This is a genomic window from Amycolatopsis sp. NPDC049253, from assembly GCF_040678995.1.
Classification (GTDB): Bacteria; Actinomycetota; Actinomycetes; order Mycobacteriales; family Pseudonocardiaceae; genus Amycolatopsis.
This window is the reverse complement of sequence record NZ_JBFAQX010000008.1, coordinates 246,749-261,606: the sequence shown is the minus strand read 5'-3', so window position 1 is coordinate 261,606 and position 14,858 is coordinate 246,749. Positions and strand designations below refer to the sequence as shown.

The window sequence follows — 14,858 nt, the reverse complement described above, 5'->3', positions numbered from 1 at the left end:
ACACCGGATGAGACGACTTCGTGCGATCGGCCGGTGCACCGTGCCGGCGTCAGCCCGGCGCGCTGTTCGCGACGGCGAAGACCACATTGAGCACTCCGACCGGGGCGGAAGATGAAGAACCACCACTTCAAGCTCTTCAGACAGGCACCTCGCAACAACCAGACCGAAATCCCCGCGACGCAGACCGGGAAAGAAGGCCGATCCACAGAGGCCACGGCTCGTCCGACACAGACCCCAGCCGGTTCGACACCCGTTGTCATGTCGACGGCGAAAGGGACAAGTAGTCGCTCAAGTCGCCCTCCCCCAGCGTCAGAATGTGACAGGCGATCGAACGGCAACCGCACGCCGTGCTCAGGTCGAGCAGGTGTTCTGCGACAGCGACCCACAGTGGCCGTGACATCATCAGGGCCGCGGTGATCACGTGCGGGAAGGGCGGCCGGTGGACTACGAGCGTGCTGTCGGTGAGGTCTGGGCGGCCACGCGGCCCCACATCGGGGCCGGCAAGGTGGCGGACTACATCCCCGACCTGATCTGCGTGGACCCGGGCCAGTTCGGGTTCGCTGTGGCGACCGTCGACGGCGAGCTGCACCAGGTGGGCGACGCGGAGGTGCCGTTTTCGATCCAGAGCATCTCGAAGGCGTTCGCGCTCGCGCACGTGCTCGGGCACGACGGCGCGTCGATCTGGCGGCGCGTGAACCGCGAGCCGTCCGGTACGCGGTTCAACTCGCTGATCCAGCTGGAGATCGAGCGCGGCGTGCCGCGCAATCCGTTTATCAACGCGGGCGCGCTGCTGGTCACCGACCAGCTCCTCGCGGACACCGGCGACGCCTGCGGTGCGCTGTGCGCGTTCCTCGCCGCGGAGACCGGGAACCCCGATCTCACCTACGACCCGGCGATGGCCGAGTCCGAGACGCGCACGGGGAACCGCAACCGTTCGCTGGCCTACCTGATGGCCGATTTCGGCAACGTCCTCAACCCCGTCGACGAGATGCTCGACCACTACTTCCGGCAGTGCTCGATCATGGCCTCGTGCGTCGAGCTCGCCCGCGCGGGGCTGGTCCTGGCGCGCCACGGCGTCCGGCGTGACGGCACGCGCCTGCTGTCGAAGCAGGACGCCCGGCGCATCAACGCGATCATGCTCACCTGCGGCACCTACGACGCCGCCGGCGAGTTCGCGTACCGCGTGGGGCTGCCGTGCAAGAGCGGCGTCGGCGGCGGGATCCTCGCGATCGTGCCGGACCGCTGCGCGATCGCGGCGTGGGGGCCGGGGCTCGACGAGAAAGGCAACTCCGTGTCCGCGGCGATGGCGCTCGAGACGTTCGGGAACGTCACGGGGCTCAGCATCTTCTGATCCGTCCACTCAGGACTTCAGCGCGGCCGCCACCAGCTTCCGCAGCTCCGGCACGACTTCCTGCTCGAACCACGGGTTCCGCAGGTGCCACCCGACGTTGAGCGGCGACGGGTGCACGAGCGGGATCATCGAGGGCAGGTAGTCCCGGAACGAGCGGACGGTCTCCGTGAGGCTCCCCCCGCGCCCGGCGTGCAGGTAGTACTTCTGCGCGTAACTGCCGACGAGCACCGTCAACCGGATGTCGGGCAGCTCGGCGAAAATCCGCGGATGCCACTTCTGGGCCACCCCGCGGCGCGGCGGCGCGTCACCGGAGGCCGCCTTGCCGGGGTAGAAGAAGTCCATCGGCACGATCGCGAACAGCGTTGGGTCGTAGAACTCCTCGTCGGTCACCCCCAGCCAGCCGCGCAGCTTCACGCCGCTGGCGTCGTTCCAGGGGATGCCGCTCTCCTGCGCCTTCCGCCCGGGCGCCTGCCCGATGAGCGCCACCTTCGCCGACGGCTCCGCGGTGTAGAGGGGCTCGTAGCCGGCTTCCTTCGCCCACGCGTTGTCCGGGTCGGCGATGAGGTCGGCACGGATCCGGTCGAGGTTCGTCATGGTCCGGCGAGAATATCCGGGCGCCTCACGCGGGCCAGAGCTGGATCAGCCAGCGTTCGACGCCCTCGGCGAACGTCCCCTCGTCCAGCTTCGCCGTCGCCGCGCGGCCGCCCCCGTGCACCCGGGCGTGGTGCGGACCGGGCCGCCCCAGGGTGAGCACGTCGGGCGACATCGCGGCGGTGACGGACTGCAGGCGCACCTGATCGGCCAGGTCGCACGCGACCGTGACCACCTGGTCCCACTCGCCGTGCGCCGCCGGCGGCTCGGTGTCCCACAGCTCCACCCGCACGGCCGGGTCGTGGGCGTTCCCGGCGCTGTGCAGCATCAGGCCCCCGGCCCCGCCCAGGACGAGCCAGTCACCGCGCGGCTCCCCCACGCCCAGCGCGTTGCGGCTCATCGGGATTTCCTGCAGCACGAACTGGCCGTACTCGACCGTGATGCTGCTGTCGATCGCGCCCAGCAGTTGCGGCATCGGCGGGTCCCCCTCGGTGTGGCGATCCCCCGATCGTAGCGAGGCCGACGCGTCGATCCGGCACGCCAGGACGATCGCCGGTACCGGCGGCCGCCGGGGATCAGCGCCGAGCGGCGGAGAGGTAGGCGTTGGACGGAGGCAGGAACGCCAGAACCAGCGCGACCACCGCCGCGGCGGCGCTGAGGTAACCGAGGGCGGTGCCGCCGCGGCCGGCGACGAGGGAGGCGATCTGCAGCAGGGTCAGGATCGCCAGGGTGATCCGCGCCCAGTTGCGGCCGGCTTTCAGTTTGAACGCCAGCCACAGGTAGATCAGTGCGATGACGACGGCGATGGCGACCGCGACCCACAGGCCGACGTTCGCGGCCTGGCGGATCTGCGCGTCGGTGAGCCGGCCGCGGTCGGCGTTTCCGATCGCGTCGACGATGGTCTGCTTGTTCGTGACGAGCACGACCACGCCGACAATCGCGACGACGGTCGACACGAGGTAGAGCCAGAAGGCTCCGAGGACGGTGCCGGGAGCCCGGTTGTCGTATTCGGTCATGATCCGGACCCTAGGAGCCGGTTTTCCTTGCCGCACAATGGAACGGGTCCACGCAGGGAAGTTCGTACCTGCGAACGAGGGCAGCCGCCGCGGCCCTCGTTCGCACGGCCGAGCCCGGCCCCGGCCCGCGAAGGAGCCGGCAACCACCGGCGGAGCAGAGTTCGGTCGCGCGTCCTGGTGTCGATCCAGGCGATCCGGGGATATGAGCCCCGGCCGGCCACTGGGCCCCGCGCGTCGCGGTGTGCCGCGGTGCCCCCGGCAGGAGTCGAACCTGCGTTCCCGGCTTCGGACGCCGGAGTCGTGTCCGCTGGACCACGGGGGCTTCGCCGGCTTCGCGCCGGCGCGGTGCGGAGGATGCAGGAGTCGAACCCACGCGGGTGCTCAGCACACCCGACCACCGTTTTCGAAACGGCTGCCTTACCACTCGGCCAATCCTCCCCGGCCCGGCGGCACCCTGGTGCCGTCGTCGTGCGCGGAGGGCGCGCGGATCGAACGCGCGCCGGGACGTCACGTCCCGGACCACGGATTAGCAATCCGGTGCCTTGCCACTCGGCCAGCCCTCCTTGTCCTGCGTGCTGCGCTGCCCGTCGAGGGTTCGAACCTCGGTTGCCGGATCCAGAGTCCGGAGTCCTGCCGGTTGGACGAACGGGCATCGCGTGGTGCTCCCGGGCCAGGGCTCGAACCTGGCTCTGCGGAACCAAAGTCCGCCGTGTTGCCGGATACACCACCCGGGAAAAGGTGCCCTCGCCAGGAGTCGAACCTGGACTGTCCGGATCCTGGGTCCGGTGCCTCTGCCGGTTGGGCTACGAGGGCGCGGGGCCCCCCACGCGGGACCCGTCTTCGGTGGAGCTGCGTGCGGTTGCGGGGATTCGAACCCCGACTGGCCTGGCGCTGGGCCAGGTGCCTCTGCCAGTTGGGCTACAACCGCGTAGCGCGTGCGGGAGTCGAACCCGCGTCTTCGGCTTGAGGGGCCGGTGTCCGTGCCGCTGGACCAACGCGCCGTGCCGGGGCCGTCTTCGACGGTCCCGGAATCACCTCGGTCGAGTGCCCGCGAGTCGAACGCGGTGTCTTCCGCTCCCGAAGCGGATGGGTTCCCGTCTCCCTCGCACTCGTCGGCCGGGCACCCCCCTCGGGTGCCGGACCCGCGCTCACGACGGGACTCGAACCCGCGATCGTCTCCTCGACAAGGAGCTGCCCTCGCCGCTGGGCCACGTGAGCCTGAAAACCTGCGTACCCCGGCCAGGAGTCGAACCTGGGACCTCCGGATTCGTAGTCCGGCGCTCTGTCCAGCTGAGCTACAGGGGTGTGGCAGCCGATCCGGGTATCGATCCCGGTCCCCCGCCTTGAAAGGGCGGTGACCTGACCAGCAGTCGCATCGGCCTCGCGTGGTGGGGGACGGAGTCGAACCGTCAAAGCCGCCGAAGGGCGTCCGGGTTACAGCCGGGTGGGCTCACCGGTGCCCAGCCCCACCGTGCTCGCCGCGGCCGGCGAGCGTGTTTCTGCTCCGCTGTGAAGTTGACAAAGAACAAGCGCCAAATAATGGTGACAGCACATCGACAAAATGGTTAACGCACCATTTTCAGGGTGCACGAAATAGAGAAAGCCGCCCGAATCGGTTTCCCGATGGGCGGCTCCCGGTCACGACGTCGACGACGTCACGGTGGGGAGCCCCCGGTGCTCAGCAGCCGCTCTTGCGGCAGGCGCGGCATCGATGACAGCGCATCCGACGAGCGCAGCGCATCGCGCAGATCGCCGGGACAACGGCGCTGCGACCCTCGCTTCTCCGTGCTCGCCACGACGACTCCTTCTGAGTTTTTGTGCTGGTTTCTTGCCCTGTGAGCCCCTTGCGTTCGGCTCCATTACATAATCGCGAACCCGCACCCGGGTGTCAATCTTTATTACCGAACCCATTTCATCGTCCGAGCGCCGCTTCCACGAACTGCCGCAGCACCGGCCCGTTCACGCTCGGCAGGAACGCCAGCGCGACCGGGATCGCCGGCGCACCGGCGATCGGGAGGAACCGCACCGTCGGGTGGATGTTGCGCCGCACCGCGACCTCCGGCACCACACCCAGCCCGCGCCCCGCGGCGACGCTCTCGATCCACTCGTCGAAGTTCGCCGTCTCGACGACGGTCGACGGCCCCTGGCCCTCGGGCCAGGACCACGGGCCGGTGGTGCCGTTGACGACGTTGACCACCAGCGGCCAGTTCGGCACGTCGGCCCACGCCAGCTCCGGCTCGCCGGCGAGCGGGAACGTCTCCGCGAACGCGGCGACCCGGTCCTCGTCGAACAGGTGCACGACCTGCAGCCGCGACGAACGCACGGGCCCGCGCACGAGCGCGACGTCCACCTTCTCCTGCTGCACCGCCGCGAGCGGGTCGTCGATGCGGACGAGGTCGACCGAGCTGCCGGTGGTGTGTTCGAAGCGGGCGACGGTCTCCTGCGCCCACGGCGTGGGCAGCAGCCAGCTGAACCCCAGCTTCACCGTGCCCCGGCGCCGGGCGGCGCCGACGCCGCGGTCGAGCTCGGCCAGCACGCGCAAGGTGTGCTCCAGGAACGTCCGGCCCGCTTCCGTCAGCTCCACGTGCCGCGACGAGCGGTCCAGCAGGGTCACGCGCAGCAGCTCTTCGAGCCGGCGCACCGTCCGGCTGAGCGCGGGCTGCGTGATGGCGAGCTCCTGGGCGGCGTGGGTGAACGACGCCAGCCGGGCCACCGACGCGAACGCACGCAGGTGCCGGATTTCGATGCCCGCCGGTGTGCCCTCAACCATGCCCGCAGAGCATAGCCGCGGCCGGACGGGCATTTCCCAACGCGGCCGCGGGTGCCTAGCGTGGAGGCGAAGGGTTCGCGCGGAAAGAGAGAAGGCGTTCGACATGCACAGCTCGCTGTCCGGTCTCGGGGTGACCTCGCCGGTCCTGGCCGCGCCGATGGCGGGCGGAGGCACCACACCCGCCTTGGTGGCCGCGGCGGCGAGCGCCGGGGGCCTCGGCTTCATCGCCGGCGGGTACAAGACGGCCGAAGCGCTCGCCGAGCAGATCGCGCAGGTCCGCGCGCGGGGCATCCCGTTCGGGGTCAACCTGTTCGCCCCCAACCCGGTGCCCGTCGACCCGGACGCCTACCGCCGCTACGCCGGCGCGCTGCGGGCCGACGCCGACCGCTACGGCGTCGCGCTGCCGCAGGGGATCACCGAGGACGACGACCACTGGGAGGCCAAGCTCGACCTCCTGCTCGCCGGTCCGGTCCCGCTGGTCAGCTTCACCTTCGGCCTGCCGGAGGCGGCGGTCTTCGCCCGGCTGCGCCGCGCCGGCACGCTGGTCGCGCAGACCGTGACCTCGGCCGACGAAGCCAGGCTGGCCGCCGACGCCGGCGCCGATCTCCTGCTCGTGCAGGCCGCGGCCGCGGGCGGGCACTCGGGCACGCTCACGCCCGCCCACGTCCCGCCCGCGGTGCCGCTGCCGCGGCTCCTCGGCGAGGTCGGAGCCGCCGTGTCGCTGCCCCTGGTCGGCGCGGGCGGGCTCGCCACTCCCGAGGCCGTGGCCGAAGCGCTGCACGCCGGGGCCACCGCCGTGGCCGTCGGCACCGTGCTGCTGCGGTCCGACGAGAGCGGCGCGTCGAAGCCGCACCGCGCGGCGCTGGCCGACCCGGCCCGCCGGGAGACGGTCGTCACGCGCGCGTTCACCGGCCGCCCGGCGCGGGGCCTGCGCAACGCGTTCACCGACGCCCACTCGGCCGAAGCTCCCGCCGGATACCCGGCGCTGCACCACCTGACCAGCGCGCTGCGCAAGGCGGCCGTGGAGGCGGGTGACGCCGAGCGCGTCAACCTGTGGGCCGGCACCGGCTACCGCCACGCCACCGCCGAACCCGCCGCCGACATCCTCACGCGGCTCTCCCGCCGGCTCTAGCCGTCCACCGGACGGGTGAGGTCGGCGGCCGCCGGAACGGGTACCCGACCCAGACAATCCGTGATCGACCGGAGGAGAACGAGAACCATGGCACGAGTCCTGTTCGTCATGACGGGCGCCGACCACTGGACGCTCGACGACGGAACTCGGCACCCGACCGGGTACTGGGCCGAGGAGTTCACCGCCCCGTACACCGCGCTCAAGGACGCGGGCCACACGATCGTGGTGGCGACCCCGGGCGGCGTGGTGCCGACCGTGGACCGGGGCAGTTTGAGCCCGGACCTGGCCGGCGGTGAGGAGGAGGCCGCGAAGCTCGCGCGGGTCCTCGAATCCGCCGGCGAACTGCGCGAGCCGATCGTGCTCACGGACGTGAACCTGCCGGACTACGACGCCGTCTACTACCCCGGCGGCCACGGTCCGATGGAGGACCTCTCCCACGACGCCGACTCCGGCGCCCTGCTCAACGCCGCGCTCGCGTCGGGCAAGCCGCTCGCCGTGGTGTGCCACGCCCCCGCCGCGCTGCTGGCCACGCGCGACGAGCGGGGCGAGTCCCCGTTCGCCGGCTACCGCGTCACCGGGTTCACCAACGACGAGGAGAACGCCGTCGGCCTCGGCCCGAAGGCGAAGTGGCTGCTGGAGGACGAGCTGGGCAAGCTCGGCGTCGCGTTCGAGCGCGGGCCGGACTGGCAGCCGTACACGGTCGTCGACCGCACCCTCCACACGGGACAGAACCCGGCGTCGGCCGCGCCGCTGGCCCGGGAACTCCTCAAGGCCCTGGACTAGGCCCGCTCGCCGGCGGGGTGCGCGGCTGCGCGGACTCCACCGGCGCCCGGGCGAGCGAGAGGCTGGTGCCGTCCGGGTCGGGGAGATCGGTCACGCCGAGGGTGACCATGGCCCGGGGCAGGTCGCGCACGCGCATGATCGTGTCCAGGTCCACGGGACCACTCCGCCCGACGGCCGGTCGGACCTCCGCCGCCGCGAAAACTCATCGGTCCCGCGCGTCGCCCCCGGTCATCGCCCCGGCCACCTGGTCGTGCACGGCCAGCACGCGGGCGTCGAGCTCCTCGACCGGCACGCCCACGTCGCGCGCGAGAGCCTCACGGAAGATGAGATACCCCTTGTACGCCGCGACCATGAACACGTGCATCGCGATCGCGTCGCCGTCGGCGGGCAGGGCGCCGGTGGCCTGGTCGCGTTCGAGGGCGGCTCTCGTCTTCTCGATCTCGGGCAGGGCGTGGTAGTCCGGGTCGCCGTCGATCGCGAGCAGGGCCTCGACCAGCGTGGGCGCGGGGTTCGCGAGCGCGCTGCGGAACATCGCCTTGCGCCGGCCAAGGAACGACGCCTCCCAGTGCCGTTTCGCGCCGGCCGCCCATTCGCGGGTGCGGTGGGCCACGGCCGCCCTCAGCAGGGATCGGCGGTCGCCGAAGTACTGGTAGATCTGGCCGCGGTTCACCCCGGAGCGGTCGGCGACCTCCTGCAGGTTCAGCCCGGCGAAGATCCCGTCGCGCTGGAGCAGGTCGAAAGTCGCCTGGAGGAGGTCGGCCTCGGTGCGGGCCCGGTCGCGCCCGCGCCGGCTCGTCGCCTGCCCGGCGGTGTCGTTCACATCATCCCCCTTGTGCACTTCTTCTCCCCTGCCTCCGGTCTCGCAGTCTAGTGATCGCTCACACCACACCCCGGTCCCGCAACGCGTCGAGCTCCGCGGTCGACAGGCCCAGCAGCCCGCCGAGCACCTCGTCGGTGTGCGCGCCCAACGTGGTGCCGGCCCAGCGGACGCTGCCGGGTGTCGCGCTCAGGTGCGGCAGCGGCGCGACCATCGGGACCTCGCCGAACTCGGCGTCGTCGACGGTGATCACCGAGCCGCGGGCCCGGCAGTGCGGATCGTTCATCAGGTCGGCGACGCTCATGATCGGCGACGCCGGGATGTCGGCGTCGCTCAGCAGTTTCACCACCTCGTCGGCGGTCAGGCGCGAGACCCACTCGCTGATGAGCGGGTACAGCTCGTCCTGGTGGCGGATCCGGGCGGGGCGGTCGGCGAAGCGCGGGTCGTCGGTCAGCTCCGGCTGGTTCATCACCACGGACAGCCGCCGGAACAGCGAGTCGGTGCCCGCGTGCAGCGACACCCGGCGGTCGTCGGACGTCACGAAGTCCGACGCGGGGACGATGGCCGGGTTCTTGTTGCCCAGCCGTTCCCGGACCTGGCGGTCGAGGCCGTAGGCGGTCACCGAGTCCTCACTGGACCGCAAGGCCGCCTCGTACAGCGCCAGGTCGATCACCTGACCCGAGCCCGAACCGTGGTCGCGGTGGTACAGCGCGGAAACGACCGAGAACGCCGCGAGATAGGCGCTCATGTAGTCGATCACCGAGTATCCGCTGCGCACCGGCGGCCGCTCCGGCTCGCCCGTGACGTAGGTGAGTCCACTGTAGGCACTCGCGATCCGGTCGAACGCGCCCCGGTCGCGATAGGGCCCGGTGAGGCCGAAACCCGTGAGGTACAACAGGATCGCCCGCGGGTTGAGGGGCTGCAGGTGCTCGGGCAGCATGCGGTAGCGCTCGAGCGTCGGCGGGCGGAAGTTCGTGACCACCACGTCGAAGTGCGGCACCAGCCGGTGGAACACGGCCTGCCCTTCGGCCGTCCGCAGGTCCAGCGCCACGGACTTCTTGTTGCGCCCCTCCTGGAGCCAGCCCGGCGACCGCCCGCCGCTGCGGGTGAAGTCGCCGACCTTCGGGTCTTCGATCTTGACCACTTCGGCGCCGAAGTCGCCCAGGATCGTCGCCGAGACCGGTCCGGCGAGGACGGTCGCGGCGTCGAGGACCCGGACACCGGCCAGCGCGTCGCTCATCGTGGGGTGAACCTCCTTGCTCGTGTCGAGTGCTTCACTTGCCCTGAGCCGCGTCGATCACGAGCGACAGGTCGATCAGCTCTTCGGGTTTCACGGGCGAGTCCGCCTGCAACGTGTTCGGCACGGCCTGGTACATCTTCTGGAGGCTCGCCACCGATTCGGCGGGCACGTTGAAGTCGAACGGCACCGACGGCGCGACCCGCAACGTCTCGACGGTCGTGCCGAGCTGCTGGGCCATCTTGGTCATCACGTCGGTGTCCTGGTGGTAGTCGCCGCTCAGGTGCGTGTTCACGGTCCGCTCCACCGCCCGGAAGAAGGCGACACCCGCGTCGCGGTGCGCGCCGGTGAGCGCGGTCGTGGCGAAGTAACCGGCGATCTGCATGGTCTCGGGATAGCCGTCCTCGGCCTGGAACGCGGCGCCGGCGCGGACCCCGGCGGTGAACGGCGGCCCGAGCGTCGCACCGTCGATCGAGCCGTTGTTCAGTGCCTGCACCATCGCCGCACCGTCGGTGAAGGTGGTCATCCGGATGTCGGCGGGCTTCAACCCGCCCTTCGTGATCAGCTCGTAGAGCCCGTACTCCGAGGGCGCGGCGAGCCCACCCGGGTTGACGCCGATGTTCTTGCCCTTCAACGAAGCCGGGTTGAAGTCGCTCGCCTTGTTCCCGTACTTCGTGCTCAGGTACACCCCGCTGTCCGGCGCGGCCGAGGCGACCCCGGAGACCCAGCGGATCGGGACGCCGTTGCGCAGCGCGTTGAACACCAGCGCCTGCGCGCCGGCGTAGACGAGGTCGATCTTGTCCTGGCCCAGCAGCGTGAGCAGGTTCGGCACCGTGTCGGTGACGAAGGTGACGTCGAGGTTTTCCTTGCCGAACTCGCCGTAGACCTGCGCGAGCAGCGCCGGCGCTTCGAGCTCCAGTTTGGACGGGATGCCGACCTTGAGCGAAGCGCGCTGCGCCAGTGGTTTGGGCGCGGGCGTGCCGGCCTTGCCCGACAGGCTCACGCCGGCCGGCAGCGCGGACACCTGCTTGGCGTCGGTGGCCTGGTTCTGCTGCGACGACGGGGCACACGCGCTCGCGAACACCAGGCCGGCCGCGACGGCGGTGGCGCAGAGCGCCCGGGTGGTTCTGGACATGGCTCTCCTGAGGAAGGGGGGTGGGGAGGGGGTTCGGGGAGACGAGGGGCTCAGGACCGGCGCAGGCGCGGCCGCTGCTGGGGAACGGCGAACTTCAGCGCGAGAGTGACGAGACCGGTGAAGGCCACGCCGATCACCCCGGCGATGATCACGCCGGCGTACATCGTCGCGGGGTCGAACACCTGGGAGCGCTGGAAGATCAGGTAGCCGAGGCCGCTGTCGCCCGACACCATCTCGATGCCGACGATCACGAGGATGGCGATGCCCGCGGTCAGCCGGATCGAGGTCGCGATGGCGGGCAGCGCGGCGGGGAGGATGACGTGGCGCAGCAGCTGGGTGCGTTTGGCACCGAGCACTTCGGCGGCGTCGCGGTAGCCCTGTTCGACCGAGAGGACCGCGGTGGTGGAGGCGAGCACCACGATGAAGAACACGGACACGCCGACCAGCACGATCTGGGGCAGCCCGCCGAGGCCGAACATCAGCAGGAACACGGGGAACAGCGCGAGCTTCGGCAGCGTGTAGAGCGCGACCAGCGTGTGTTCCAGCGCCGCCCGGACGATCCATGACAGTCCCAAGAGGACTCCGAGCGCCACGCCGGCCACGACGCCGATCCCGTAGCCGATCACGAGTTTGCGCACGGTGTCCACGATGGCGTCGGTCATCACGCCGTCCTGGATGGACCGGACGCCCGCCTGCCAGATCACGCTGGGGGCCGGGAAGAACCGGGTGTCGAGGATGCCGAACTGCGCGGTGAGCTCCCAGACCACGATGATCAGCACCGGGGTCGCCCAGGCCAGCGTGAGGGTCACGCCGCGGCGACGCCGGGCGTGCCGCTGGGGCGCCAGCTCGGCGGGACCGGGCGTGCGCCGGACGAGCTCACGACCTCCGAGCCGGTCATGCGACGTCATGAGCGTGCTCACGTTCTTCCACCTCACCTTTCAGGAGCCGCCAGATGTGGTCTTCGAGGGCGCCGAACTCGGCCGCCGAACGCGCGGCGCGGGTGCGCGGCCGGGCGAACGGGACCTCGATGTCGTCGAGGATGCGCCCGGGCCGAGAGGACATGACGACGACGCGGTCGGCCAGCAGCAGCGCCTCGTCGATGGCGTGGGTGACGAACAGGATGGTGCGCCGGTGCGCCTCCCACACCCGCAGCAGCTCCTGCTGCAGCACCAGGCGCAGCTGCGCGTCGAGGGCGGCGAACGGCTCGTCCATCAGGAGGATCTCGGGGTTGGCCACGAACGCCCGGGCCAGGGCCACGCGCTGGCGCATGCCGCCGGAAAGCGTGGCCGGGTAGGCGGATTCGAAGCCGGCGACGCCGGCGCGCTCGATCCAGCCGCGGGCCACCTCGTTGGCCCTCGGCCGCGAAACACCGGCGATGTCGAGCGGGAGCCGCACGTTGGCGAGCACGGTCTTCCAGGGGAAGATGCCGTAGTCCTGGAAGACCATGGAGCACAGCGGCGAGTCCGCGTCGGCGCGGTCGATCACGATCTCGCCGGCCGAGGGCGCGGCCAGCCCCGCGACGATCCGCAGCAACGTCGACTTCCCGCAGCCGGACGGGCCGACGATGGCGACGAACTGTCCTCTTTCGACAGTCAGGTCGACCGGGCCCAGCGCGTGGACCGCGTGGCCGCGGGAAACGAACGTCCGCTCGACGCCCGTCGCGCTGATCACGACGTCGGACATGCGGCCTCCTCCTGGTGAGTGTGGTCGAGGATCGCCGGGAAGGGCGCGTTCGCGAGCCACTCCCCCGCGGTCCGGTCGCCGTGCACGCGATCGGCGAACGCCGTGGCGACCGCGGAGATCGCGGCCGCGGTCGGGCCGGTTCCGGTTTCGTGGCGCGGGATTCTGCCGAGCTGGTGGTCGCCGTCGTGGACCACGGCCAAGTGCTTGAACCGCGAGCGCGCCCGGTCGTACGGCTCGCGGCGCCATTCGACGCCCTCGCCGCGGGCGCCGAAGTCGCGCGTGCCGGTGACGACCAGCAGGGGCAGCTCGACCTCGCGCCAGGAGTCCGGCGTCAGCCCGCGGTCGCCGCTTCCCTGCGGTGACAACAGGATTCCGCCCGCGACGGCCGGGTGGGCGAAGGTCCCGTAGCCGGACAGGCGCGTGCCGACGAGGAGCTGGGCGGTGTAGGCGCCGAACGAGTGCCCGGCGAGGAGCACGTGATGGGGCTTGAGATCCGGCCGCGTGGCGAGCGCGTCGAGCACGGCGTGCACCCGGTCGATCCGGGACAGCCAGTGTTCCGGGTCGAACAGCAGCGTGTGCATCCGTTGCCTGGCCACGGGATCCGCGGCCCAGGTTCGTTCGTCCACACCGGCCAGGCCGAGCTCCGGACCCGCGAGCTCGAAGGCGTCGCGGAACTGCGGGTGCAGCACCGCGTACCCGTGGGACGCGAGGTGGTGGCCGAGGCCCGCGTACCCGCGGTGGCTCCCGCCCAGCCCGTGACACAGGACGACGACCGGCTTTTCCCCGGCACTGTCGGGTTCTTGCACGAAAACGGCGACCCGCTGCCCGTCCGCGGTCGCCCACTCGTCGACTTCGCTCGTGACGACCCGATGGGGTCCCGGCCGGACCCACCGGGGGTCCAGGTGCTCGTTGCAGCCCACGCTGGCTCCTAACTAGCGACTTGTTAGTAACGTAATGCTAGTTAGCCGGCGTTGACAAGACTCGTCGCGGAAGTGGCGGGGCGCGAGCACTCTCCGTGGCAGCCGCTCAGCGGGTCGGCGCGGCCTCCCGGACGACGGTCGCCGCGGCCCGGGCGAGCTCGAGTTCTTCGCGCGACTGCACGGTGAGCACCGGGACGACGGCGCCGGGCGGGCTGATCACCGCGTCGTGGTCGCGACGGGGGTCGAGGCCGCCGCGCAGGCCGAGGACGCCGAGGCCGATGGCGACTTCTTCGGCGACTTCCGGCTGGTCCCAGCCGATGTCTCCGGTCAGGACGAGCGCGTCGACGTGGTCGAGGCTCGCGGCGACGCCGGCGAGTTCCCGCCGGACGCGGTGCGCGAAGACGGCCATGGCGAACGAGGCCTTGACGTCGCCGTCTCGCGCGGCGTGGACGAGGTCGCGGGTGTCGGCCGAGGAGCCGGACAGGCCGAGCAGGCCGGAGCGCTCGTACAGACCGGTTTCGAGCTCGGCGACCGTCAGCTTGCCCTCGCGCAGAAGCCACAGCAGCAGGCCCGGGTCGACGGTACCGGAGCGGTTCGCCATCATCACGCCTTCCAGCGGCGTGAAACCCATCGACGTGTCGACACTGCGCCCCCGCGCGACCGCGCACACCGAGCTGCCGCCGGACAGGTGGGCGACGAGCAGGTTCAGCTCACCGACCGGACGCCGGAGCAGCTCACCCGCGCGGCGCACGGCCCAGGCGAACGACAGCCCGTGGAACCCGTACCGGCGCAGGTCCCACCGTGCGCGCCACTGCTCGGGCAACGGGTAGGTGCGGGCGATCTCGGGCAGGTGCGCGTGGAAGGCGGTGTCGGGGCAGACCACGTGCGGCACCGCGGGAAGCCTGGCGCTGAGCCGGTCCAGCAGGTCCACAGTGGCCGGTACGTGCCGCGGGGCCAGCGAGGCGGCGGCCGAGATCGCGGCGCGCACGCGTCGGTCGACCACGGTCGGAGCGAGCACGGTCGACCCGCCGTGGACGAGGCGGTGCGCCACGGCGTCGAGCGAGTCCGGGAGCCGGTCGAGGAACGCGGCGATCTCGGCGTCGGCCTCGTCGGAGCCGGGCGGGTGGCCGACCTCTGCGGAGTCCGGCACGGAGTCTCCGTCGACGACGTGCAGGCGCAGGCTGCCGGAGCCCGGATTGACGGTCAGGACACTCACGTCGGCCACCGCCACCCCGTGATCTCGGCCGGGTCCTGACCGTCGCGGCGGGCCGCGGCCACCAGCTCGTCGCGCTTGCGCGGCAGGTCGCGGCGCAGCTGCCCGCCGTTGTCCCGGAGGTGGATCGTCGCCGCGGCCGGGTAGTCGCGGGACCTGCGGTGCCGGCGCAGCGTGGTGACGCCGGCCTCGGCGGTGCGCGTCATCGGC

At 71.4% G+C, this 14,858-nt stretch carries 16 protein-coding genes and 12 tRNA genes; 3 read left to right on the top strand and 25 right to left on the bottom strand.

What is annotated here, in order from left to right; translation table 11 throughout:
• Positions 1-439: 439 nt before the first annotated feature.
• A complete protein-coding gene (locus AB0K15_RS20970; protein ID WP_364052674.1) occupies positions 440-1,351 on the top strand; it encodes a glutaminase in 912 nt (303 codons plus the stop codon).
• 9 nt (positions 1,352-1,360) lie between these two features.
• On the opposite strand, the gene AB0K15_RS20965 is transcribed toward AB0K15_RS20970, so the two are convergent.
• From AB0K15_RS20965 to AB0K15_RS20890, 16 genes are all read right to left on the bottom strand, one after another.
• On the bottom strand, positions 1,361-1,945 hold the full coding sequence (locus AB0K15_RS20965; RefSeq protein WP_364052671.1) for a uracil-DNA glycosylase family protein: 585 nt from the start codon (positions 1,943-1,945) through the stop codon (positions 1,361-1,363).
• A gap of 25 nt (positions 1,946-1,970) precedes the next feature.
• Positions 1,971-2,417 (bottom strand): hypothetical protein, encoded by a 447-nt coding sequence (locus tag AB0K15_RS20960; RefSeq protein WP_364052668.1) that lies wholly within the window; start codon positions 2,415-2,417, stop codon positions 1,971-1,973.
• A gap of 100 nt (positions 2,418-2,517) precedes the next feature.
• Positions 2,518-2,958, bottom strand: a complete 441-nt coding sequence (locus AB0K15_RS20955; RefSeq protein WP_364052665.1) for a hypothetical protein — start codon at positions 2,956-2,958, stop codon at positions 2,518-2,520.
• Positions 2,959-3,208: 250 nt separating this feature from the next.
• Positions 3,209-3,280 (bottom strand) — tRNA-Arg (locus AB0K15_RS20950).
• A 26-nt stretch (positions 3,281-3,306) separates the two neighbouring features.
• Positions 3,307-3,396: transfer RNA gene (locus tag AB0K15_RS20945), tRNA-Ser, on the bottom strand.
• A 35-nt stretch (positions 3,397-3,431) separates the two neighbouring features.
• Positions 3,432-3,521: transfer RNA gene (locus AB0K15_RS20940), tRNA-Ser, on the bottom strand.
• Between the two features lie 17 nt (positions 3,522-3,538).
• A tRNA-Gln gene (locus AB0K15_RS20935) sits at positions 3,539-3,610 on the bottom strand.
• 10 nt (positions 3,611-3,620) lie between these two features.
• A tRNA-Gln gene (locus AB0K15_RS20930) sits at positions 3,621-3,692 on the bottom strand.
• A gap of 5 nt (positions 3,693-3,697) precedes the next feature.
• Positions 3,698-3,771: transfer RNA gene (locus AB0K15_RS20925), tRNA-Leu, on the bottom strand.
• Positions 3,772-3,812: 41 nt separating this feature from the next.
• Positions 3,813-3,886: transfer RNA gene (locus AB0K15_RS20920), tRNA-Leu, on the bottom strand.
• A gap of 1 nt (position 3,887) precedes the next feature.
• Positions 3,888-3,959: transfer RNA gene (locus tag AB0K15_RS20915), tRNA-Glu, on the bottom strand.
• 144 nt (positions 3,960-4,103) lie between these two features.
• Positions 4,104-4,176: transfer RNA gene (locus AB0K15_RS20910), tRNA-Asp, on the bottom strand.
• 13 nt (positions 4,177-4,189) lie between these two features.
• Positions 4,190-4,263, bottom strand: a tRNA-Arg gene (locus tag AB0K15_RS20905).
• A gap of 1 nt (position 4,264) precedes the next feature.
• Positions 4,265-4,339 (bottom strand) — tRNA-Glu (locus tag AB0K15_RS20900).
• Positions 4,340-4,344: 5 nt separating this feature from the next.
• Positions 4,345-4,429: transfer RNA gene (locus tag AB0K15_RS20895), tRNA-Tyr, on the bottom strand.
• Between the two features lie 441 nt (positions 4,430-4,870).
• A complete protein-coding gene (locus AB0K15_RS20890) occupies positions 4,871-5,728 on the bottom strand; it encodes a LysR family transcriptional regulator (RefSeq protein WP_364052662.1) in 858 nt (285 codons plus the stop codon).
• A gap of 103 nt (positions 5,729-5,831) precedes the next feature.
• Here AB0K15_RS20890 and AB0K15_RS20885 point away from each other — a divergent pair, with 103 nt between their 5' ends.
• Both AB0K15_RS20885 and AB0K15_RS20880 read left to right on the top strand, forming a co-directional pair.
• Complete coding sequence (locus AB0K15_RS20885) at positions 5,832-6,860, top strand: nitronate monooxygenase (protein WP_364052659.1); 1,029 nt, start codon at positions 5,832-5,834, stop codon at positions 6,858-6,860.
• Positions 6,861-6,947: 87 nt separating this feature from the next.
• Positions 6,948-7,643, top strand: coding sequence for a type 1 glutamine amidotransferase domain-containing protein (locus AB0K15_RS20880; RefSeq protein ID WP_364052656.1), 696 nt, complete (start codon positions 6,948-6,950; stop codon positions 7,641-7,643).
• Here AB0K15_RS20880 and AB0K15_RS20875 read toward each other — a convergent pair.
• The 9 genes from AB0K15_RS20875 to AB0K15_RS20835 form a co-directional block, all read right to left on the bottom strand.
• A complete protein-coding gene (locus tag AB0K15_RS20875; RefSeq protein WP_364052653.1) occupies positions 7,627-7,797 on the bottom strand; it encodes a hypothetical protein in 171 nt (56 codons plus the stop codon). The genes AB0K15_RS20880 and AB0K15_RS20875 overlap by 17 nt on opposite strands.
• A 48-nt stretch (positions 7,798-7,845) precedes the next feature.
• Positions 7,846-8,463, bottom strand: coding sequence for a TetR/AcrR family transcriptional regulator (locus AB0K15_RS20870; RefSeq protein WP_364052650.1), 618 nt, complete (start codon positions 8,461-8,463; stop codon positions 7,846-7,848).
• 58 nt (positions 8,464-8,521) lie between these two features.
• Complete coding sequence (locus tag AB0K15_RS20865) at positions 8,522-9,700, bottom strand: CoA transferase (protein ID WP_364052647.1); 1,179 nt, start codon at positions 9,698-9,700, stop codon at positions 8,522-8,524.
• A 34-nt stretch (positions 9,701-9,734) separates the two neighbouring features.
• Complete coding sequence (locus tag AB0K15_RS20860) at positions 9,735-10,832, bottom strand: ABC transporter substrate-binding protein (RefSeq protein WP_364052644.1); 1,098 nt, start codon at positions 10,830-10,832, stop codon at positions 9,735-9,737.
• Positions 10,833-10,882: 50 nt separating this feature from the next.
• Positions 10,883-11,752, bottom strand: a complete 870-nt coding sequence (locus AB0K15_RS20855; protein ID WP_364052641.1) for an ABC transporter permease — start codon at positions 11,750-11,752, stop codon at positions 10,883-10,885.
• On the bottom strand, positions 11,727-12,515 hold the full coding sequence (locus AB0K15_RS20850) for an ABC transporter ATP-binding protein (RefSeq protein ID WP_364052638.1): 789 nt from the start codon (positions 12,513-12,515) through the stop codon (positions 11,727-11,729). The genes AB0K15_RS20855 and AB0K15_RS20850 overlap by 26 nt, the downstream gene beginning before the upstream one ends.
• Positions 12,500-13,435 (bottom strand): dienelactone hydrolase family protein, encoded by a 936-nt coding sequence (locus AB0K15_RS20845; protein ID WP_364052635.1) that lies wholly within the window; start codon positions 13,433-13,435, stop codon positions 12,500-12,502. The genes AB0K15_RS20850 and AB0K15_RS20845 overlap by 16 nt, the downstream gene beginning before the upstream one ends.
• Before the next feature lie 106 nt (positions 13,436-13,541).
• Complete coding sequence (locus AB0K15_RS20840) at positions 13,542-14,660, bottom strand: acetate kinase (protein ID WP_364052632.1); 1,119 nt, start codon at positions 14,658-14,660, stop codon at positions 13,542-13,544.
• Entirely contained in the window at positions 14,648-14,854 is a 207-nt protein-coding gene (locus tag AB0K15_RS20835) for a hypothetical protein (protein ID WP_364052629.1), read from the bottom strand. Before AB0K15_RS20835 ends, AB0K15_RS20840 begins: the two co-directional genes overlap by 13 nt.
• Positions 14,855-14,858: the final 4 nt, after the last annotated feature.